General features: G+C 64.3%; 19 protein-coding genes. 8 read left to right on the forward strand and 11 right to left on the reverse strand.

What is annotated here, in order from left to right:
- Window positions 1-3 precede the first annotated feature (3 nt).
- Genes ACTJK6_RS00170 through ACTJK6_RS00190 form a run of 5 tightly spaced genes read left to right on the forward strand, consistent with a single transcriptional unit; the run spans window position 4 to window position 4,064 of the window.
- Window positions 4-1,284 (forward strand): hypothetical protein, encoded by a 1,281-nt coding sequence (locus ACTJK6_RS00170; RefSeq protein ID WP_440838090.1) that lies wholly within the window; start codon window positions 4-6, stop codon window positions 1,282-1,284.
- A gap of 45 nt (window positions 1,285-1,329) precedes the next feature.
- Window positions 1,330-2,346, forward strand: a complete 1,017-nt coding sequence (gene ubiU, locus ACTJK6_RS00175) for a ubiquinone anaerobic biosynthesis protein UbiU (RefSeq protein WP_253540058.1) — start codon at window positions 1,330-1,332, stop codon at window positions 2,344-2,346.
- A 10-nt stretch (window positions 2,347-2,356) separates the two neighbouring features.
- A complete protein-coding gene (locus ACTJK6_RS00180; protein WP_232040382.1) occupies window positions 2,357-3,241 on the forward strand; it encodes a U32 family peptidase in 885 nt (294 codons plus the stop codon).
- Window positions 3,238-3,663: a ubiquinone anaerobic biosynthesis accessory factor UbiT gene (gene ubiT, locus ACTJK6_RS00185; RefSeq protein WP_260802276.1), complete on the forward strand. Its 426-nt coding sequence runs from the start codon at window positions 3,238-3,240 to the stop codon at window positions 3,661-3,663. The genes ACTJK6_RS00180 and ubiT overlap by 4 nt, the downstream gene beginning before the upstream one ends.
- Before the next feature lie 11 nt (window positions 3,664-3,674).
- The gene (locus tag ACTJK6_RS00190) at window positions 3,675-4,064 is read left to right on the forward strand and encodes a putative zinc-binding protein (RefSeq protein WP_112184419.1); all 390 of its coding nucleotides are present in this window, start codon (window positions 3,675-3,677) and stop codon (window positions 4,062-4,064) included.
- Window positions 4,065-4,084: 20 nt separating this feature from the next.
- Here the strand turns inward: ACTJK6_RS00190 and ACTJK6_RS00195 are convergent, their stop codons facing one another.
- The 5 genes from ACTJK6_RS00195 to ACTJK6_RS00215 all read right to left on the reverse strand — a co-directional run bounded on the left by ACTJK6_RS00195 (window position 4,085) and on the right by ACTJK6_RS00215 (window position 8,157).
- Entirely contained in the window at window positions 4,085-4,762 is a 678-nt protein-coding gene (locus ACTJK6_RS00195; protein ID WP_440838091.1) for a Crp/Fnr family transcriptional regulator, read from the reverse strand.
- 4 nt (window positions 4,763-4,766) lie between these two features.
- A complete protein-coding gene (locus tag ACTJK6_RS00200) occupies window positions 4,767-5,480 on the reverse strand; it encodes an anaerobic ribonucleoside-triphosphate reductase activating protein (RefSeq protein WP_440838092.1) in 714 nt (237 codons plus the stop codon).
- Window positions 5,443-5,619: an anaerobic ribonucleoside-triphosphate reductase gene (gene nrdD / locus ACTJK6_RS00205; protein ID WP_316871375.1), complete on the reverse strand. Its 177-nt coding sequence runs from the start codon at window positions 5,617-5,619 to the stop codon at window positions 5,443-5,445. Before nrdD ends, ACTJK6_RS00200 begins: the two co-directional genes overlap by 38 nt.
- Complete coding sequence (locus tag ACTJK6_RS00210; RefSeq protein WP_440838093.1) at window positions 5,616-7,679, reverse strand: ribonucleoside triphosphate reductase; 2,064 nt, start codon at window positions 7,677-7,679, stop codon at window positions 5,616-5,618. Before ACTJK6_RS00210 ends, nrdD begins: the two co-directional genes overlap by 4 nt.
- 136 nt (window positions 7,680-7,815) lie before the next feature.
- The gene (locus ACTJK6_RS00215; RefSeq protein WP_232040378.1) at window positions 7,816-8,157 is read right to left on the reverse strand and encodes a DHCW motif cupin fold protein; all 342 of its coding nucleotides are present in this window, start codon (window positions 8,155-8,157) and stop codon (window positions 7,816-7,818) included.
- A 371-nt stretch (window positions 8,158-8,528) separates the two neighbouring features.
- On the opposite strand from ACTJK6_RS00215, the gene ACTJK6_RS00220 reads away from it, so the two are divergent.
- Window positions 8,529-9,806, forward strand: coding sequence for a dicarboxylate/amino acid:cation symporter (locus ACTJK6_RS00220; RefSeq protein WP_440838094.1), 1,278 nt, complete (start codon window positions 8,529-8,531; stop codon window positions 9,804-9,806).
- Window positions 9,807-9,864: 58 nt separating this feature from the next.
- On the opposite strand, the gene murI is transcribed toward ACTJK6_RS00220, so the two are convergent.
- From murI to ACTJK6_RS00240, 4 genes are all read right to left on the reverse strand, one after another.
- Window positions 9,865-10,713, reverse strand: coding sequence for a glutamate racemase (gene murI, locus ACTJK6_RS00225; protein ID WP_232040376.1), 849 nt, complete (start codon window positions 10,711-10,713; stop codon window positions 9,865-9,867).
- 14 nt (window positions 10,714-10,727) lie between these two features.
- Window positions 10,728-12,251, reverse strand: coding sequence for a fumarate hydratase (locus tag ACTJK6_RS00230; RefSeq protein WP_004634356.1), 1,524 nt, complete (start codon window positions 12,249-12,251; stop codon window positions 10,728-10,730).
- Between the two features lie 189 nt (window positions 12,252-12,440).
- Window positions 12,441-12,980 carry a TIGR00645 family protein gene (locus ACTJK6_RS00235; RefSeq protein ID WP_232040375.1) on the reverse strand — a complete coding sequence of 180 codons (540 nt, stop codon included), beginning with the start codon at window positions 12,978-12,980 and terminating at the stop codon, window positions 12,441-12,443.
- A gap of 90 nt (window positions 12,981-13,070) precedes the next feature.
- Complete coding sequence (locus ACTJK6_RS00240; RefSeq protein ID WP_342455351.1) at window positions 13,071-14,042, reverse strand: DMT family transporter; 972 nt, start codon at window positions 14,040-14,042, stop codon at window positions 13,071-13,073.
- Window positions 14,043-14,245: 203 nt separating this feature from the next.
- Between ACTJK6_RS00240 and acs the strand changes: the two genes are divergently transcribed.
- On the forward strand, window positions 14,246-16,228 hold the full coding sequence (gene acs / locus ACTJK6_RS00245) for an acetate--CoA ligase (RefSeq protein WP_232040374.1): 1,983 nt from the start codon (window positions 14,246-14,248) through the stop codon (window positions 16,226-16,228).
- 22 nt (window positions 16,229-16,250) lie between these two features.
- Window positions 16,251-18,314: a sodium:solute symporter family protein gene (locus tag ACTJK6_RS00250; RefSeq protein ID WP_322016867.1), complete on the forward strand. Its 2,064-nt coding sequence runs from the start codon at window positions 16,251-16,253 to the stop codon at window positions 18,312-18,314.
- A 123-nt stretch (window positions 18,315-18,437) separates the two neighbouring features.
- On the opposite strand, the gene ACTJK6_RS00255 is transcribed toward ACTJK6_RS00250, so the two are convergent.
- Together ACTJK6_RS00255 and ACTJK6_RS00260 are read right to left on the reverse strand one after the other, a co-directional pair.
- The gene (locus ACTJK6_RS00255) at window positions 18,438-19,241 is read right to left on the reverse strand and encodes a bestrophin-like domain (protein ID WP_440838095.1); all 804 of its coding nucleotides are present in this window, start codon (window positions 19,239-19,241) and stop codon (window positions 18,438-18,440) included.
- A 4-nt stretch (window positions 19,242-19,245) separates the two neighbouring features.
- Window positions 19,246-20,259, reverse strand: coding sequence for a hypothetical protein (locus ACTJK6_RS00260; RefSeq protein WP_232040371.1), 1,014 nt, complete (start codon window positions 20,257-20,259; stop codon window positions 19,246-19,248).
- Window positions 20,260-20,421: the final 162 nt, after the last annotated feature.

The raw sequence follows: 20,421 nt of genomic DNA on the forward strand, positions 1-20,421 counted from the left end.
CAGATGCCAACCGCCCCCACGCTGTTCTACGAACGCATGCCGCCCGCCGGCGTGGTGTTCGGCTGCCTGCTGCCGGTGCCGTGGATGGGCTCAGCGGCCGGTCTTCTGCTGGCGCTGGAGCCATCTGCGGGTTTGCCTGACCGGTTCGCTCCGCTGTCGCTCGCGCTGGTGCACGCCTTGGCCGTTGGCATGCTCTTGCCGGCAATGCTCGGTGCGCTATTTCAATTGTTGCCCGTGGTGGCCGGCGTGCCAGTCCGTGGCGCTAGACGGGTGTCACCTTGGGTGGCCTTGTGGTGCGTGGCAACGGCATCGGCGCTGGCAACGGGTTTCCTGGGCGCAAGCCATCGCGCGTTCGTGCTGGCTGCATGGTTGGGAGCGCCGCTGCTGGCTGTGCCCGCTGCGTTGATCGCCGTCGCGGGGATGCGCGTGGTGCAGACGCGCGCCACGCACGCGACGGTGCGAACACTGCGCCGCATCGGCTGGGCCTTGCTGGCAACGCTGGCGAGCGGTGCAACGCTCGCCACGGCATTGGCCAGCGGATGGTTCGCGCCATCCCCCGGGCTGCTGGCTTTGCATGCCGGGTGGGGCCTCGGCGGCTGGCTGGCAACGTTGGTTGCGGGCGTGGCCTCGACCGTGCTGCCGATGTTCTGGCAGACACCGCGTCTACCAGCGTCTTGGCATCGGCTGATGCCGTGGTGGCTGTGGGCGCCGCTGATCATTGGGAGTCTGTCCGGCGGGGCGGGCGGTGCGGTGTTTTGGCAGACATGGGGATGGCTCGCGCTGGCAGCGCTGGCGATGGCGGGCGTGCGCGCCGTGTGCAGCGCGCGTCGTCGGCACGATCCGGGCTGGCGGCTGTGGCTGGCGGCTGCCGTTGCTTGGCTGGTGGTTGCCTTGTTGGGTCTGACCGCATCGTGGTTGCCGGCAGACTGGCCCATCGCGTGGGAGATGGGCGTGTTGGCGTTGGTGGGCGGGGGCGTGCTGCCTGTCAACGCGATGCTCGGCAAGATCATCCCGTTCATGATCTGGATGCACTTGCGCAGACGCGTGCCGCGGCATGTGCGGCTGCCGGCCATGCAAACGTTGATCGGCGAGCGGCAGCAGCATTGGCACGCGCGCTTGCTGCTGCTCGTATTGCTGGCGTTATTGCTGGTGCCGTTGCAGCCTGAGCGGATGGCGGTGATTGCCGGCGTGCTGTTCGCGCTGTCGCACGCGTGGCTGGGTGCGATGCTGTGCCGGGCGCTGCTGACGTTTCGCCGTGTCTCGCGAGCGTTTGCGCCCGGTTGACGGAACGCAAAACCACAATGGCGGACAAGTCGCAGACTGGCCGCCATGACACAGAACGCTTCCCCCATTGAACTGGTGGCGCCCGCAGGCAGCCTGGCCGCACTCAAGGCGGCGGTGGAGGCCGGGGCCGATACCGTCTACCTCGGCTTGAAGAACGCGACCAACGCGCGCAACTTCGCCGGCCTGAACTTTACCGAGAACGACATCCGTGCCGGGGTCGAATTTGCGCATCGGAAAGGGCGCCAGGTGCTGTTTGCCATCAACACGTTTCCGCAGCCTGGCCGTGCCATCGAGTGGCGCATGGCCGTCGATGCCGCCTACATGCTGGGCGCCGATGCCGTCATCCTGGCCGACCCCGGGTTGATGGCCTATGCGCGCGACCGCTATCCGAATCTTCGGCTGCATCTGTCGGTGCAGGGTTCGGCCACGCATGCCGGCGCCATCGAGCTGATGCGCGAGCAGTTCGGCATCCACCGCGCTGTGTTGCCGCGTGTGCTGACCTTGACCGAAGTTGAACGCGTGATCCAGCAGACGTCGGTGCAGATCGAGGTGTTCGGCTTTGGCAGCCTGTGCGTGATGGCCGAAGGGCGCTGCCTGTTGTCGTCGTATGCCACGGGCGATTCGCCCAACAACAAGGGCGTGTGTTCGCCTGCGCATGCTGTGCGCTGGGTGGAGCGAGACGGCAGCCTGGATGCACGCCTGAACAACATCATGATCGACCAATACGCACCGGGCGAACCGGCTGGGTACCCGACGCTGTGCAAGGGGCGCTTTCTTGTCGACGGCGAAGTCGACCACGTGCTGGAAGAGCCCACGAGCCTCAATGCGCTCAGCCTTTTGCCCCGGCTGATCGCCATGGGCGTGTCGGCAATCAAGATCGAGGGGCGCCAGCGCAGTCCGGCTTACGTTGCGCAGGTGGTGGCCACATTGCGCGCCGCATTGGATGCGGCACAGGCAGACCCGGCGCGCTTCTCCGTCAAGCCCGACTGGCAGGCGGCACTCGTGCGCCACGCAGAAGGCGCGCATGTCACGCAAGGCGCGTTTGATCGGCCCTGGAAATAGAAGGCACATCATGTCTTACGAAATTTCGCTTGGTCCGCTACTGTATTACTGGCCGCGGCTACAGACATTCGACTTTTACACGGAGGTCGCCGCCAGCCCTGTCGACATCGTCTACGTGGGCGAGACGGTCTGCAGCCGTCGCCACGAATTGCGGGCGGACGACTGGCTCGATATCGCGGCCATGCTGCGCGAGGCCGGCAAATCGGTGGTGCTGTCGACGCGCACGCTCATCGAAACCAGTGCCGAGGCGCAGGCGTTGCGCAAGCAATGTCAGCAGGACGACTGGATGGTCGAAGCCGGCGAGCTTGGCGCTGTGCGGTTGCTGAACGGTCGGCCATTCGTTGCCGGGCCGCATTGCAACGCATATCACGGCGCGACGCTGGCGTGGCTGGCGGGGCTGGGCGCGGTGCGTGCGGTCATGCCGCTGGAGATGAGCCAGGCCACACTGGCCGAGCTGATGCGCGAGAAGCCTGCCGAGTTGGCGATCGAAGCGATGGTGTGGGGACGCTTGCCATTGGCGTTTTCTGCACGCTGCTTTACGGCGCGGCACTTTCGCCTCAACAAGGACGACTGCGGCTTCCGCTGCATCGAGCATCCCGATGGCCTGGCGGTGCGCACGCGCGAAGGGCAGGAGTTTCTCGCCATCAACGGTATCCAGACGCAATCGGGGCAATGCCTCGACATTCTCGATCAGGCGCCCGCGCTGTCTGCACTGGGCGTGAAGGTGCTGCGTGTCAGCCCACAATCGCAAGGCACGCTGGACGCCCTGGCGGCACTGGATGCCCTGCGCCTTGGTCTGCCTGCGCGGGAAGTGCAGCCTCCGGAGGGCATTGGGCGCTGCAATGGTTATTGGCACGGGCAGTCCGGCATTGAATGGTTGGAGTCGCCGCAATGACACGCTTACGCCCTCCCGAAATGTTCGTCCGCATGGCGCGCAGCCTGCCGGTGCCGCTCACGTCGTTCCCCTTTGTGATGGGGCTCGATCTGGCCCGGCGCCTGTCGTGGCTCACGCCGCCCCCGGAACTGGAAGGGCGGCGCTTTGCCATCACCGTGGAGGACCTCGGCCTGCGCGCCTGCTTTTGCTGCCGCGGTGGAGCGTTCCACACGCTTTCCGCTTCAAGCCCCGAACCGGAGCTGGAGTTGCGTGCCGGTGTGGGTGATTTCGTTGCGCTCATTCGGGGCACTGCCGACGCAGATACGCTGTTTTTCCAGCGCCGCCTCAAGATCGCAGGCGACACGGAGCTTGGGCTGATCGTCAAGAACTGGCTCGATGCGGCTGCACGCCCGGCGTGGCTTGCACGCTGGCAATCGCGATAGCGAGGGGCGCCATGTCATCACGTGCATTGCCGCTCGTCTATGCATGCTCTGGTTGTTCAAGCGTGGCGCAGGCGGCAAATCGTTTGGCCGTCGATCTGGACCGTGCAGGCAGGGCAGAGATGTCCTGCATCAGCGGTGTCGGCGGCGGGGTGCGGGCGCTCGTCAAGACAGCACGCAGCGGGCGGCCCATTCTCGCGCTCGACGGTTGCGCACTGGCGTGCGTCAAGGCCTGCCTGGCGACGGCGGGCGTGGCGCCGGATATTCACCTCGTGCTCAACCAGTGCGGCGCCAAGAAGCGCTATCACGCAGATTGCAGTGACGACGAATTGAGTGCCGCCGCTGCGCTGGTCGATGACGCAGTCAACACGCTCCAGCATCGCCTTGATACCGCAGGCGATTGATCTGCGTCGATTGCCTGCTTTTATCCCGCGATGAGCTGGCGCTGCAACGCCGTGGTGTTCGGGATGACAACCTCGCGGCCTTCCACGCGGATCAGTCCGTCGCGAATCAACTGACGCAGCGTGCGGGAAAGCGTGGCCGGCGCCAGCCCCAGCTTGGACGCGACCAGGCTCTTGCTGCATGGAAACCGCGTGCGGTCAAACTTGCGCGGCAGCGAGAGCAAATACCCGATCAACCGTTCATTGGCGCTTTGCAGGTTCACGGTTTCGATGTCGCACATCAACGTGTGCAGTCGCGCGGACAGCCCTGCCAGCATTTCTCGCGCGAGGCGCGGATGCACGTGCAGTGCATCGTCGATGGCGCGCTTGTCGATCCAGACCAGCAGGCTGTCTTCCATGGCTTGCGCATCTGCCGCGTAAGGGCGGTTCAGGAACATGAAGGGCTCGCCAAAACACGCGCCCGGGCCAAAGAATTCGATGACCTTGCATTGGCCGTGCGCACCCGGCAACACAAGCTTGATCGCACCGACCACCACGACGTAGAAGCCATCGGCTCGATCGCCGCGGTGAAACGCGAAGTCGTGCCGCGACACGCGCACTGCGTGGCTGTCACGCGTAAGCACGGCCATGTCATCATCGTCAAAATCCAGGAACAGCGGGCTGTGCTTGAGCAGAGCGCCCACATCGAGGGGGTCGTGCATGGTGTCACCGGCAACAGAAAGAAGAAAAACAGGCGGCCAATGCGCGCTGGGTGCCCTCGCTGGGCAGCGTGATGGCCGGGGTTCCGGGGGCACTTCGGTAGGCTTGTAGTGCGTAGTGTTTCACGCCGCGCCGGCTGAGGTTTTGCGCCAGCGCAAGAAGTTCGGGTTCTGGCAGCCAATCGGGGTGCCACGTGGTGCGGCACTCGAATGCGCCGCCGTTCTGCAGCAGAAGATCCAGGCATGCTTCGACCGGCGCAGCACTCCCGCGGCGGCCTGTGAGCGCGTCGTAGCGCGGTGCGCTCGTCTTGATGTCGAGCCCGACCCAGTCCACCAGCGGCAGTACGTCGGCAAGGCGCGCCGGATAAATACCGCCGGTGTGCAGGCCAATCTTGTAGCCGAGCGCGCGCACGTCGCGCATCAGTTGCGGTAGATGCGGTTCGCTCAGCGGTTCACCGCCGGAGAAGACAACCGCATCAAGCAGGCCCGCGCGACGCTGTAGAAACGCGAAGACATCGTCCCAATCCAGCGTGCGCGCCCGCGTTTGCAGGTGCGGGTTGTGGCAGTAATGACAGCGCCACGGGCAGCCGGCCACGAATACCACCGCCGCAAGCTGCCCCGGCCAGTCGACGCTGGAAAACGGCGCCAGGCCGCCGATGGCCGGCGGCGGGCAGTGCGGTGGCTCAGCGGGCGCGGTCTTCAACAAAGAAGCGGCGTTCACAGAATTCCCCTTGCTTGCCGATGTTGAACGAGCTGACGGGCCGGTGATAGCCCATCACGCGGGTCCAGACTTCGCATCGTGTGCGCTGGTTGTCGTCGAGTACAGCGGTGTGGTTGGCGGTGTGTGCAGCGGTAGTCATACGGAGGCTCCTTCGTGATGGAGGTGGGTGGAAGAACCTGGGGTGTCCGCCGTTGTGCAGCCGCACTTGCCATGAGGCTGCTGAGCCAGCAGTTCTGCATCGCATTTCGGACAGAACGCGTGATGGCCGGACAGGTAGCCGTGCTTCGGGCAGATTGAAAACGTCGGGGTGATGGTGATGTACGGCAGGCGGAAGTTCGCCAGCGCGCGGCGCACGAGTTCCTTGCACGCCTGCGGCGAGGAGATCGCTTCGTTCATGTAGAGGTGCAGCACCGTGCCGCCGGTGTACTTGCTCTGCAGCGCTTCCTGGCGAGCCAGTGCTTCGAACGGGTCGTCGGTGTAGCCGACGGGCAACTGGCTGGAGTTGGTGTAGTACGGCTGGGCGGTCGTGCCGGCCTGCAGTATGTTTGGCCAGCGCTTGCGGTCTTCACGGGCGAAGCGGTAAGTCGTGCCCTCTGCGGGCGTGGCCTCGAGGTTGTACAGATGCCCCGTGGCCTCCTGGAATTCCGTCATGCGCTGGCGGACGTGGTCGAGCAGGCGCACCGCCATGGCGTGGCCGAATGGCGTGGTGATGTCGTCGGCATCGTGCGTGAAGTTGCGCACCATCTCGTTGATGCCGTTCACGCCGAGCGTGCTGAAGTGGTTGCGCAGCGTGCCCAGGTAGCGCCGCGTGTACGGATACAGCCCCTGGTCGATCAACCGCTGGACGAACTTGCGTTTGACTTCCAGCACGTCGCGGCCGAGTGCGAGCAGCGTATCGAGCCGCGCCAGCAGCGCCGCCTCATCGCCCGCGTAGAGGTGTCCCAATCGCGCGCAGTTCACCGTCACCACCCCGATGGAGCCGGTCTGCTCGGCCGAACCGAACAACCCGTTGCCGCGCTTGAGCAGTTCGCGCAGGTCAAGCTGCAAGCGGCAGCACATCGAGCGCACCATGTGCGGCTCGAGATCGGAATTGAGGAAGTTCTGGAAGTAGGGCAGCCCGTAGCGTGCCGTCATCTCGAACAGCAGCGTGGTGTTGGGGTGTTCCCAATCGAAATCGGGCGTGATGTTGTAGGTGGGAATCGGGAACGTGAACGCGCGGTCCTTTGCATCGCCGGCCATCATGACCTCGATGTACGCGCGGTTGATCATGTCCATCTCGGGCTGGAGGTCGCCGTAGGTGAAGGGCATCTCTTCGCCGCCGATGTACGGAACCTGCTCGCGCAGGTCCGCCGGGCAAGTCCAGTCGAACGTGAGGTTGGTGAACGGCGTCTGCGTGCCCCAGCGGCTGGGCACGTTCAGGTTGTAGATCAGCTCCTGCATGGACTGCTTGACCGCCGCATACGACATCGCGTCGCGGCGGATGAACGGCGCCATGTACGTATCGAACGAACTGAACGCCTGCGCGCCGGCCCATTCGTTCTGCAGCGTGCCGAGAAAGTTGACGATCTGCCCGATGGCTGCGGACATATGCCGCGGCGGCGTCGCCTCTACCTTGCCCGGCACGCCGTTGAATCCCTCCCTCAGCAACTGCCGTAACGACCACCCTGCACAGTAGCCCGACAGCATGTCGAGATCGTGGATGTGGATGTCGCCCTCGCGGTGCGCGTTGCCCGCCTCGGGACTGTAGACATGCGAGAGCCAGTAGTTGGCGGTGACCTTGCCCGTCACGTTCAAAATCAGGCCCCCGAGGCTGTACCCCTGATTGGCGTTGGCATTCACACGCCAGTCGCGCTGCTCGAGGTATTCGTCCATCGTGCTCGCGACTTCCACCAGCGTGTGCTTGAGCGAACGCAGCCGGGCGTGCTGCTCGCGGTAGACGATGTAGGCACGCGCGGTGCGCCAATAGCCGGCGTCGACCAGCACCTCTTCCACGCAGTTCTGGATGATTTCGATACCGGGGCTGGGGAGCGAGGCGAGATGCTCGAGCACGCCCGTGGTCAGGCGCTGCGCTTCGACGGTGTCGAATTCGCCGGTGGCCTGTCCGGCTGCCGCGATGGCCTGGCGGATCTTTTGCGCGTCAAACGGGGCCAATGAACCGTCGCGCTTGGTGACTTGCCTGGTGACCTGTGTGCCCGTCATGAGGTACTCCATCTAGTGGTATGGAGTCAGACTAGCACTACATATTGTGGTCGGTGAGCCCTAAAGACCTTGATTTTTAAATCGCTTGACCCCGGTCAACCGGGGCCATTTGCGACGCAGAATGGTCGTGTCGCTGTCAGTCGACGATGAACAGCCTGGCGCCGTTCTTGGTGTAGGACTGATGGGCTTCAGCGTCGTCGCCCACCTGATAGCTCATGCCCGGCGTGAGGGTGAACTTGCGGCCGTCTTCCAGCGTGGTTTCCAATTCGCCATCCAGGCAGAACAGGATGTGGCCCTTCTTGCACCAATGGTCAGCCAAGTAGCCGGGGGTGTACTCGACCATGCGTACACGGATGCGGTTTGACTCGTCCCCGAAGTAACGGGTGCGCCAGATCGCCATGCCGGTCTCGCCGGTGTGCTCGGTAGGTTCAACGGCGGACCAGTCGGTCGTGCCAAAGGCGAAGGGCGCCATTTTCATCGCGGGACTCCGGGTAGGTGACGTAAGCCCATGATGGTATCAGCGGCTTACGTGGTCCATGCGTCGCATTTCATGTGCTTGAAGCGGCGCTTGTTGGTACGCCGTGACGGCATTGCGTGCGGCTCAATAATCCGCTTCGGAGGGGCTCGTTCCACTGCCCGTGCGGCATCGCAGCAAGGCGTCAACGGCGCCATATCAATGTATGCAGAAATTGCATGGTGCCATGCAACATCGACATAACGATCGCCATGCGCTTCTCTAATATCGTCGCTTTTTACAAAGCGTGACGAAGTTGGGCCAGCCCTTGGCCCCATGAGATCCGCGTCTGTCGCGCGCCGTCCCTCCGGCCACGATATTCCTTGGAGAAAGTCTTGAACACCAAACGTCTGACCTCCCATATCGGGCTGGCAATGCTGCTGGGCATTGCCGTCGGCTGGGGTTGCCACGAATATGCCAAGGACGCCGCGGCGGCCAAGGATATCGCTTCGTACTTCAGCATCATCACCGACATCTTCCTGCGCATGATCAAGATGATCATTGCACCGCTGGTGTTCTCGACCCTGGTGACCGGCCTGGCGAGCATGAGCGGCGGCCGTTCGGTGGGCCGCGTGGGCCTGCGCGCGATGATCTGGTTTGTGTGCGCGTCGGCCACGTCGCTTGCGCTGGGCATGCTGCTGGTCAACTTCTTCCAGCCGGGTGTGCACATGAACCTGGCGCTGCCGGATGTGTCGGCCACGTCGGGCCTGAAGACCGGTGACTTCACCCTCAAGGCCTTCATCACGCACGTGTTCCCGCGCAGCATCGTGGAGGCCATGGCCACCAACGAGATCCTGCAGATCCTGGTGTTCTCGCTGTTCTTCGGCGCCGCGCTGTCGACGATGAAGAACCCGATGGACAGCGTGATCGGCCGTGGCCTGGAAGAGCTGACCAAGCTGATGTTCCGCATTACCGACTACGTGATGCGCTTCGCCCCACTGGGCGTGTTTGCTGCCATGGCCGCCGCCATCACGGTGGAAGGCGTGGGCGTGCTGTGGACGTACGGCAAGCTGATCGGCGAGTTCTACCTGGGCCTTGCGCTGCTGTGGGCGATCCTGTTCTTTGTCGGCTACCTGCTGCTGGGTCGTTCGCTGGGCCGTCTGCTGGGGCTGATTCGTGAGCCGACGCTGCTGGCGTTCGCCACGGCGAGCAGCGAATCCGCTTACCCGAAGACGATCGAGGCACTGGACCGCTTTGGCGTGCCCAAGCGCATTTCGAGCTTCGTGCTGCCGCTGGGTTACTCGTTCAACCTCGATGGCTCGATGATGTACCAGGCGTTTGCGGTGCTGTTCATCGCGCAGGCCTACAACATCGAGATGGGCTTCACGCAGCAACTGACGCTGCTGCTGGTCCTGATGCTCACGAGCAAGGGCATGGCCGGTGTGGCGCGTGCCTCGCTGGTGGTGGTGGCAGCCACGCTGCCGATGTTCCATCTGCCCGAAGCCGGTCTGCTGCTGATCATCGGCATCGACCAGTTCTTCGACATGGGCCGCACGGCCACCAACGTGATCGGCAACAGCCTGGCCACGGCCGTGGTGGCGAAATATGAGCCAGCTGAAGAGGAGGCGGTGGAAGAGACCGCAGAACCCGCAGTGCAGCCGCAGGTCGGCTGACTTTAAGCCAAGACGACAGCGCCGCCTTTCAGGGCGGCGTTGTTGTATCTGAGCGGCGTTATTCCGGTTGAGAAGCGAGCGATGCCACGGCCGGGCTCAGGGGCGCATCGCCGATGTCGACACGCTGTGCCATCGGTGCCTCTCCCAGCAACGCAGCCACCATGGCTTGCAGCGGAAGCACGTCGCCGGTGCTCATGAAGCGGGGCGATGCGGCTGGGCCCGCTGCCTGCAATCCCGCCGCCGCAAGCGTGCGGCCCAGATGGCGCGCGACGGCGTGGCCGGTGTCGATCAACGTCAGACGATCGCCCGCGATCTCGCGGATGGCGTCTTCCAGGAACGGGTAGTGCGTGCAGCCGAGCACCAACGTGTCGGCGTTTGCGTCCAGCATCGGTTGCAGATACGCCCGCAGCAGCTCCAGCACCGCAGGCGAGTGGGTATCGCCACGCTCGATCAGGGGGACGAGGCCGTAACCGGGTTGGCTCAGCACCTTGCAATCGCCGGAGGCAGCCGCCAGCAGGCGTGCAAATTTCTCGCTGCGCAGCGTGCTTTCGGTGGCGAGCACGCCAACCACACGGCTCTTCGACGTGGCAACCGCTGGCTTTAGGCCCGGCTCGACGCCAATCACCGGCACCGCGAGTTTTTCGCGTAGCACGTGCACGGCTTGCGCCGTGGCGGTGTTGCACGCGATCACCAACGCCTTGCAGCCCTGGTCGACCAGCCATTCGCACACGCGCAGCGTGCGATCGGCAATGTATTCGGGAGATTTTTCCCCGTACGGGGCATGGCGGGAATCCGCCAGATAGAGAAGCGATTCGGCCGGCAGTTCGGCGCGAATCGCGCGCAGGACGGAGAGCCCTCCGAGGCCGGAATCAAAGACCCCGACCGGTGCCTGCGCGCGTGTCGTCATATTGGATGAACGGATCAGCCTGCTGCGACGGGAATCTTGCCGATCTTCGCCTGCCATTCCGCCGGGCCGGTCTTGTGGACCGACGTGCCCGAGCTGTCCACGGCGACGGTGACCGGCATGTCCTTCACGTCGAATTCGTAGATGGCTTCCATGCCCAGGTCTTCGAATGCCAGCACCTTGGAACCACGGATGGCCTTCGACACCAGGTAAGCGGCACCGCCCACGGCCATCAGGTAAGCCGACTTGTGCTTCTTGATGGATTCGATGGCGACCGGGCCACGCTCGGCCTTGCCCACCATGGCGATCAGACCCGTCTGGGCGAGCATCGTCTCGGTGAACTTGTCCATGCGCGTGGCCGTGGTCGGGCCTGCCGGGCCAACGACTTCATCACGCACCGGATCGACCGGGCCGACGTAGTAGATCACGCGGTTGGTGAAGTCGATCGGCAGCTTCTCGCCCTTGGCGAGCATGTCGGCGATGCGCTTGTGTGCGGCGTCACGGCCCGTCAGCATCTTGCCGTTGAGCAGCAGCGTCTGGCCCGGCTTCCACGAGGCAACTTCTTCCGGCGTGAGCGTGTTCAGGTCGACGCGCTTGGAGGTCTCGGTGTTCGGTGCCCACTCGACCTTCGGCCATTGCGACAGGTCCGGCGCTTCAAGCTTGGCAACGCCGCTGCCGTCCAGCGTGAAGTGTGCGTGGCGCGTGGCGGCGCAGTTCGGGATCATCGCCACGGGCAGGTTGGCCGCGTGGGTCGGGTAGTCCAGGATCTTCACGTCGAGCACGGTGGCCAGGCCGCCCAGGCCTTGCGCGCCAATGCCCAGCGCGTTGACCTTCTCGTACAGCTCGATGCGCAGTTCTTCAGCGCGGTTGCTCGGGCCGCGAGCGATCAGGTCTTGAATGTCGATCGGCTCCATCAGGGCTTCCTTGGCCAGCAGCATGGCCTTTTCAGCCGTGCCGCCAATGCCGATGCCCAGCATGCCGGGGGGGCACCAGCCGGCGCCCATGGTCGGCACGGTCTTGAGCACCCAGTCGACGATGGAATCGGACGGATTCAGCATCACGAACTTCGACTTGGCTTCGGAGCCGCCGCCCTTGGCCGCGACGATCACGTCCACCGTGTCGCCCGGCACGATCGACATGTTGATCACGGCCGGGGTGTTGTCCTTCGTGTTGGTGCGCTTGCCGGCCGGATCGGCCAGCACGCTCGCGCGCAACTTGTTGTCGACGTCGTTGTACGCGCGGCGCACGCCTTCGTTGACCATGTCTTCGAGGCTCATCGTGGCGCCGTCCCAGCGCACGTTCATGCCGACCTTCAGGAACACGGTGACGATGCCGGTGTCCTGGCAGATCGGGCGCTTGCCTTCAGCGCACATGCGGCTGTTGGTCAGGATCTGCGCGATGGCATCCTTGGCGGCCGGGCTCTGCTCCTGCTCATAGGCGCGGCCCAGAGCAGTGATGTAGTCCATCGGGTGGTAGTAGCTGATGTACTGCAGGGCGTCGGCGACGCTCTGGATGAGGTCTTCTTGACGAATGACGGTCATGGTGGGGGACCAACGTATAGGAATGAAAAGCCGGTGCGGCAGGGCAGCGGTCGGTGACCTTCACTCCCTGCCTGTGGCCTGGACGGCGGGCGCCGCAGGCTCAGAACAGCCTGAGATCATACACCCAATGTCGGGCGCGGATTGTCCGATCGCGTTCGTCGGAATCGCCGCGCCAACAAGGGCGCAGCGTCAATGTGCGTCGGCAGCCTCGCCGTGCGGATGCGCGTGCGAAACGATGCGGTCCACCCACGCCATCACCAGCGCAGACACCAGGAACGCCACGTGGATGAGCACCTGCCACAGGATCGTGTGCGTATCCTTCTGGGCCGCATCGATGAACGTCTTGAGCAGGTGGATCGACGAGATGCTGATCAGCGCCATTGACAGCTTCACTTTCAGCACGCCCGCGTTGACGTGATCCAACCATTCGGGCTCATCTTCATGGCCCTCGATGCCGAGCTTGGACACGAAGATGTCGTACCCGCCGATGATCACCATGATCAGCAGGTTGGAGATCATCACCACGTCGATCAGGCCCAGGACGGCCAGCATGATCTTGGTTTCGTCCAGGTCACCCAGGTGTGACACCAGGTGCCAGACCTCGACAATGAACAGATACACATACGCTGCCTGGGCGATGATCAGTCCCAGGTAAAGCGGCAGTTGCAGCCAGCGGGAAAAGAAGATCAGGCGCGGAATCGGGCGCAGCGGGGCGATGGGCGACTTCATGGGCGGAACGGAGCGGGTGGAGGAAAAACCGCGTGATTGTAGCGTTCCGCGATGAGAATTTTGCTTACAGGAAAACGCTTGCGGCGCGCCTCATTCGCGATCCAACGACGGGTCCAGCGGGTCGAGCGGATCGCTCACACGGCCACGCTGTCGGCCCCGCTGCATCCTCTGGCGCGGGCGCGCTGGCCAGCTCGCTACCAGAATGCCCGCCACCACGCATGCCAGCGCGATGCCGTGGGGCCAGCCCGGCGTTTCGCCCAGCGCCACGATGCCGTACGTTGCGGCCGCAATCGGCAGCACCGAGGTGAATACGCCTGCAAGGTGGGCGGGCACATGCCGGATGCCCTTCATCCACAGCCAGAACGAGAAAATGCTGGCCGATAGTGCATACCAAAGCACCAGGCCCCAGATGGGCAGCGGCACGCTGGACACATTGAAGGTGAGCAGCGGCATCAGCCCCAGCGGCAGCATCAGCAGGCCGCCGATCAGGTGCGTGTATGCGCAGATCTCGATGGCGGGCAATGTTTGCGTCAGCCGCCGCGACAGAATGACGTAGATCGATTCGCAGAGCACCGCACCCATCACGAGCGCATTGCCCAGCAGCGCTTGCGCCGTATCGGCGGGCGCAGCGCCTGAAGATTCACCCCCGCGATAGGCGTTGAGAATGGCGACGCCCGCCACCGCGAGCGCCACCGACACCAACGTGCGCCCCGACGGCTTCTCGCGCAGCACGAGCCAAGACAGCAGCGCCACCGTGGCCGGAATCGTGCTCGTGATGATGCCCGCAGCCAGCGCAGAGGTCAGCCGCACGCCGTTGAGCATGAGCAGCGTGAAGCCGAACGTGCCGAAGAATGCCTGGAGGAACAGGTTGGTCCACTCGCCACGCGTCACGCGGCGCATGCGCGACGGCTTGTACCAGGGCGCCATGCAGACGATGGCAATCAGAAAGCGCAGCAATGCAAACAGCATCACCGGCATGACGGCGACGATCGACTTGCCGAAACCGACGTTGCTGCCGACCAATGCCATGGCAGCAATCAGGAAAAGGGCGTGGATGGGCACGATGAGGAATCAGTGGAAACCGGCATGGGGCGCGGCTCTGTAGCCGGCCATGTTGCGTTGCGATGCGTGCCGTAACGTGAAGTGACGCATTATAGTAGTGCCCTTCACGTCGGCTTGCGGTGCAGAAATGCGTAAGGCTGGAGTCAGGTCAGCCCCTTAGATTCGCCGCAAAACGACAACAGACATCGCTATCAGGAGACACCATGGCTGGCATTGAATCTGTCCTGCAGGAAACGCGCGTGTTCAACCCGCCCGAATCCTTTGTTAAACAGGCAAACATCGCCGGCATGGATGCGTACCGTGCGCTGTGTGCCGAAGCCGAGAAAGATTACGAGGGTTTCTGGGCGCGCCTCGCACACGAGCACCTGCTTTGGCACAAGCCTTTCAGCAAGGTGCTGGACGAGTCCAACGCACCGTTCTACAAGTGGTTTGAAGACGGCGAACTCAACGCCTCGTACAACTGCCTCGAACGCAACCTTGAAAACGGCAACGCCGACAAGGTCGCCATCATTTTCGAGACTGACGATGGCAAGGTATCGCGCGTCACGTATCGCGAATTGCATGCACGCGTCTGCCGCTTCGCCAATGGCCTGAAGGCCTTGGGCATCAAGAAGGGCGACCGTGTGGTGATTTACATGCCGATGTCGATCGAAGGCATCGTCGCCATGCAGGCGTGCGCGCGCATCGGTGCGACGCACTCGGTGGTGTTTGGCGGGTTCTCGGCCAAGTCGCTGCAGGAACGCATTGTCGACGTGGGCGCCGTGGCGCTCATTACGGCCGACGAACAGATGCGCGGCGGCAAGGCGCTGCCGCTCAAGGCCATCGCCGATGAGGCGCTCGCCATGGAAGGCACCGACGCCGTCAAGCACGTGATCGTCTATCGCCGCACCAACGGCAACGTGAACTGGGTGGAAGGCCGCGACCGCGCGATGGACGAGGTCGAAGCCGGCCAGCCCGACACCTGCGAAGTCACGCCGGTGGGTGCGGAACACCCGCTGTTCATCCTCTACACCTCGGGTTCGACGGGCAAGCCGAAGGGCGTGCAGCACAGCACGGGCGGCTACCTGCTGTGGGCCCTGCTCACCATGCAGTGGACGTTCGACCTGAAACCGGACGACATCTTCTGGTGCACCGCCGACATCGGCTGGGTGACGGGCCACAGCTATATTGCGTACGGCCCGCTCGCTGCCGGCGCCACGCAGGTCGTGTTCGAAGGTGTGCCGACGTATCCGAACGCCGGCCGCTTCTGGGACATGATCCAGCGTCACAAGGTCAACACGTTCTACACCGCGCCGACCGCGATCCGCTCGCTGATCAAGGCCGCCGAAGCAGACGAGAAGGTCCACCCGAAGCAGTACGATCTCTCCAGCCTGCGCCTGCTGGGCACCGTGGGCGAGCCGATCAATCCGGAAGCCTGGATGTGGTACCACACGAACATTGGCGGCGGCCGTTGCCCGATCGTCGATACGTTCTGGCAGACCGAAACGGGCGGCCACATGATGACGCCGCTGCCGGGCGCCACGCCGCTGGTGCCGGGTTCGTGCACGCTGCCGCTGCCGGGCATCATGGCTGCCGTTGTTGACGAAACCGGGCACGACGTGCCGAACGGGCAGGGCGGCATCCTGGTCGTCAAGCGTCCGTGGCCGTCGATGATCCGCAACATCTGGGGCGACCCGGAACGCTTCAAGAAGAGCTACTTCCCGGAAGAGCTCGGCGGCAAGCTGTACCTTGCGGGCGATGGCTCCATCCGCGACAAGGACACCGGCTACTTCACCATCATGGGCCGCATTGACGACGTGCTGAACGTCTCGGGCCACCGCATGGGCACGATGGAGATCGAATCGGCGCTGGTGGCCAATCCGATCGTGGCCGAAGCCGCCGTGGTGGGCCGCCCCGACGACATGACGGGCGAAGCCATCTGCGCCTTCGTGGTGCTCAAGCGCTCGCGCCCCGATGGCGACGAAGCCAAGCAGATCGCCAACGAGCTGCGCAACTGGGTCGGCAAGGAAATCGGGCCGATTGCCAAGCCGAAGGACATCCGCTTTGGCGACAACCTGCCCAAGACGCGCTCGGGCAAGATCATGCGTCGCTTGTTGCGTTCGCTGGCCAAGGGCGAGGACATCACGCAGGACACGTCCACGCTTGAGAACCCGGCCATCCTCGATCAACTGAAGGAAACGCGCTAACCGCCAGCGCTGGTCGCCAACCTTGGCCGCCGACTCCCAACAAGACAGCCGCTTCCGCAAGCGGCTGTTTCTGTATTACGGGCTCTATACCGTAGGGCTGCTGCTGTTCATCGTGATGATGGGCGCGATTGAACGCGTGCGCGGGCCAGGCGTGTGGCTCGGCTATGTGTTCCTGTTCGTCACCATCGCCATTTATGCGTGTATCGGGCTGATCTGCCGCACGGCCGATCTGACCGAGTATTACGTGGCGGGGCGCCGCGTGCCGGCGTTCTTCAACGGCATGGCCACGGCGGCCGACTGGATGAGCGCTGCCTCGTTCATCGGCCTGGCCGGCATCGTGTTCGCCTCGGGCTATGAGGGCCTCGCTTATGTGATGGGATGGACGGGCGGCTACTGCCTCGTCGCTTTCCTCCTCGCGCCGTACCTGCGCAAGTTCGGTGGCTACACGGTGCCGGATTTCCTGGCCAACCGCTATGGCAACGGCGAGCGCGGCGGCAGTTCTGTCGTGCGCGGCATCGCGGTGCTGGGCGCGACGCTGTGTTCGTTCGTCTATCTCGTCGCGCAGATCCAGGGTGTGGGGTTGGTGGTCACGCGCTTTATCGGCGTCGAGTTTTCGGTGGGCGTGTTCTTCGGGCTGGCGGGCATTCTGGTGTGTTCGTTCCTGGGTGGCATGCGTGCGGTGACGTGGACCCAGGTGGCGCAGTACATCATCATGATCGTGTCGTTCCTGGGCGTGGTGTCGATCATCGGCTGGCATCGGTATCACGATCCGGTGCCGCAGTTGTCGACGGGCCGCCTGCTGCTGCAAATCGAGAAAGAGGAACAGCGCATCGCGCACGACCCAGCAGAGCAGCACGTGCGCGACCAGTTTCTGAGCGAGGCGCAGGCGCTGCAGGAGCGCATCTCGCAGCTTCCGCAGTCGTTCGAGCAGGCGCGGGAAACACTGAACACGCAGCTCAAGCTTGCACGTGAACGCAATGCGCCGCTGCGCGAGATCAAGGCTCTGGAGCGCCAGCGCGAGGAGTTTCCGCCGGATGCGACCGCCGCGTCGATCCTGTGGAACCAGCAGCGCGAAGACGCGCTGGCGCGCAGCCGCATGGCGCCGCCATCCATCGAGCCATTTCCGTCTGCTTCGGAAAACGAGCGCGGCACCGAGCGGCTGAACTTCGTGCTCCTGGTGTTTTGCCTGATGGTGGGCACGGCCAGTCTGCCGCACATCCTCACGCGCTTTCACACCACGCCGTCGGTGCGCGAGACACGCAACTCCGTGAGCTGGACGCTGGTTTTCGTGGCGCTGCTGTATGTCTCGGCACCAGCGCTGGCGGCGCTCGTCAAGCTCGATCTGCTGCAGCATCTGGTCGGAGCGCCGTTTGCCGACCTGCCGCAGTGGATCGTGCCGTGGCGCAAGGTCGATCCGGCCGTGTTTGCTCTGCATGACATCAACGGCGACGGCATCGTGCAGTGGGCAGAGGTGATGATGCAGCCGGACATGGTCGTGCTGGCCGCGCCCGAGATTGCGGGGCTGCCGTACGTGTTGTCCGGGTTGATTGCGGCGGGTGCGTTGGCGGCCGCGCTGTCGACTGCCGATGGTCTTTTGCTGACCATCGCCAACGCCTTATCGCACGACGTGTACTTCCACATGATCGACAACACGGCCAGCCACCAGCGGCGCGTGACGAGCGCCAAGGTGGTGCTGCTGGGCGTAGCGTTGCTGGCCGCGTATGTGACGTCGTTGAAGCCGGGCAACATCCTCTTCCTGGTTGGGGCGGCTTTCTCATTGGCGGCCTCGTGCTTCTTTCCGGTATTGGTGCTGGGCGTGTTCTGGAAGCGCACCAATCGTGCCGGTGCCATCGCGGGCATGCTGACGGGGCTGGCTGTGAGCGTGTACTACATCATCGCCAACTACCCGTTCTTCACGCGCATGACGGGCGTGCTTGGCCAGCCGTGGTTCGGCGTCGACCCGATTGCATCGGGTGCGTTCGGCGTGCCAGCGGGTTTTGTCGCGGCGATTGTCGTGAGCCTGCTCACCAGACCGAACCGGCCGGTGGTCGACAAACTTGTTGGCTACATTCGCGATCCGCAGTAAAAAAAACCGGCTCCCGACGAGCCGGCAAAGGGCGGGGCCGGAATGTGGGGACTCCGACCCCAGGGCTGACCTCTCCCGCCAGCCCACAACGCGAGTGAGGCAGCGCGGCGAGGCGGCGCGGGCTCAGGCGGGTGAGGGGTGCGTCTGCGGTCTGTCGTTCGATAACGTTTGGATGGCCCGCTCCAGCGGCGCCGCACTGACGCTGACTTCGCCTGCAAAGGGCCGGTCCACGGCCAGCACAAAGAAGAACGCCAGGCCCAGCGTGGTCGCCCACACCGCCACCAGCGCCATATGAAAGCGTGTGGCCGGCAGCGCATAGAGCAGCAACAACGACAGGCCGCTGGCGATCAGCATCACGCCCCAGAGCGTGCCGGGCATGGCGGCTTCCAGGTTCTGCAGGCGTTTCTCCCGGTACTTCACCATCTCGTTGACGCGGGCGAGCACTTCAATCAGCAGCACCCGCTCGCGGTCGTCGCGGGGTGTGATGCGGTTGGCCGTGGCAAACATGCTGTCGAACGCAGCCTCAGTGTCCGCATCAGGACGCGATTGTTGCTGCATGCTCGGCCATTCGTCACGGACGACGTGCTGCAGATAGGCGATCAGTTCGCTCCGCGCGTTTGTAGCGCTCGGGTGTGAGAACGCCGACAGATCGCGTGCGAGTTCCGTCGCGCATGCGGCTTCGGCGGCCACGATATCGGCGGCGGCCTGATACGCACCCCATACCGAGATGGCCGAGAAGGCGACCAGCAACGAGTTGATGGTGGTGACGGCGGTCATCATGGCGATGGTCATGTTGCGCTGTTCGGCGTCGAGCGTGACGGGAAACGCGCGGCGGAACAGCGCGTAGCCGCCCAATGCCACGAACAGCGTGGCAAAGACGATGACAGCGCCCATCGCCCATGCGGGGATGTTGTAGAGGAACAGCATGAGGTCACTCCTTGGATGGCCGGTTGGAGGCAGAGGGAGGCGCAGAGGCGGGTGCATCGGTGGCGGCCAGCATGGCGCGCGTGAAGTCGGCCAGGCGTTGGCGCATCGCCTCGGGAGAGGCATTGCTGTCGAACGACTGCTGCAGATCGATCAGGTTGGCGGCGAGTTCGCTCTGCCATTGCGTGCGCTCGCCGGCGGCACGCGCGCGGTAGGTCTGCATGGCTGCGTCGGCATCTGCCGAGCGGTCACCGCGTACGAGTGTTTCGAGCGCATCCACCAGCCGCTGCAGCAGCCGGTGCACAGCGGTGGCAGAGAAACCACCCAGCATCGCCAGTGCCGGTTTGCCGAAGTTGTGCATGCTGCCGTGGTCGAACAATTGCGCTGGCAGCATCTCGACCAGGATCAGCCCGGCTATCACGCCGAGGATCAACCGCGCGCCGTAGGAGGCGTCGTACTTCGGATCGTACGTAGAAGCGGCCACATAGCGATGCGCCTGAAACAGCGTGGCAAACGACGCGCCCAGCCCCGCGCAGAACAGCAGGAACAGCGTGTTCCACAGCAGGGGCGCGCCGTCCGAATCCAGGAAGCCCCGGTCGATGTTTGCGCTCGACACGTCGGGCGACATGCCGGTGGCAATCACTGCGATCAGGAAGACGATTGCAGCGCCGGTCAGCAGCCGGATCAGCGGCACAGGGCCGAGCCACGCGAACGGATGTTCGCTGCGATGCTGCGCGTCGAGCAGTGTGACCGCCTGAGGCGTGGCCGGTGCGATGGCCGCAGCAAGCTTGCGGTGGATGGCCGCCAGTGCATGGTGCGGTGTGGCCTGTGGCGGCATCTGCCGGTCGATGAGCGCGCCCAGCTGGGCGATGAGTTCCGGCGCAACCGGCAAGCCGTGGTGCAGGGCATAGCGGGCCATGGCTGCGCACTCTTCACGCAACTGTTCAGCGAGGGCCGGGGTCGGTTGCGGCTGCGGCGCCGTGCGCGACAGCAGCCGCCGTGTGAAGGCAAGTGGGATCATGCCGGCCTCTCGTCATGGCATTGCTTGGGTGACATGCGCGGCATGACGGCGCTGGACAGACTGCGCCGCGAGTCTGGTGTCTTCGCTTGCATGGTGGCCTTCGTCGGCAAGGTGGGCCGTGCGCGGCCCCGGCTTGCTCCGCCGTGAATGTCGAGTGGAGCA

The sequence above is a fragment of the Ralstonia sp. 22086 genome, from assembly GCF_052045975.1.
In the GTDB taxonomy this organism is placed as follows: domain Bacteria; phylum Pseudomonadota; class Gammaproteobacteria; order Burkholderiales; family Burkholderiaceae; genus Ralstonia; species Ralstonia wenshanensis.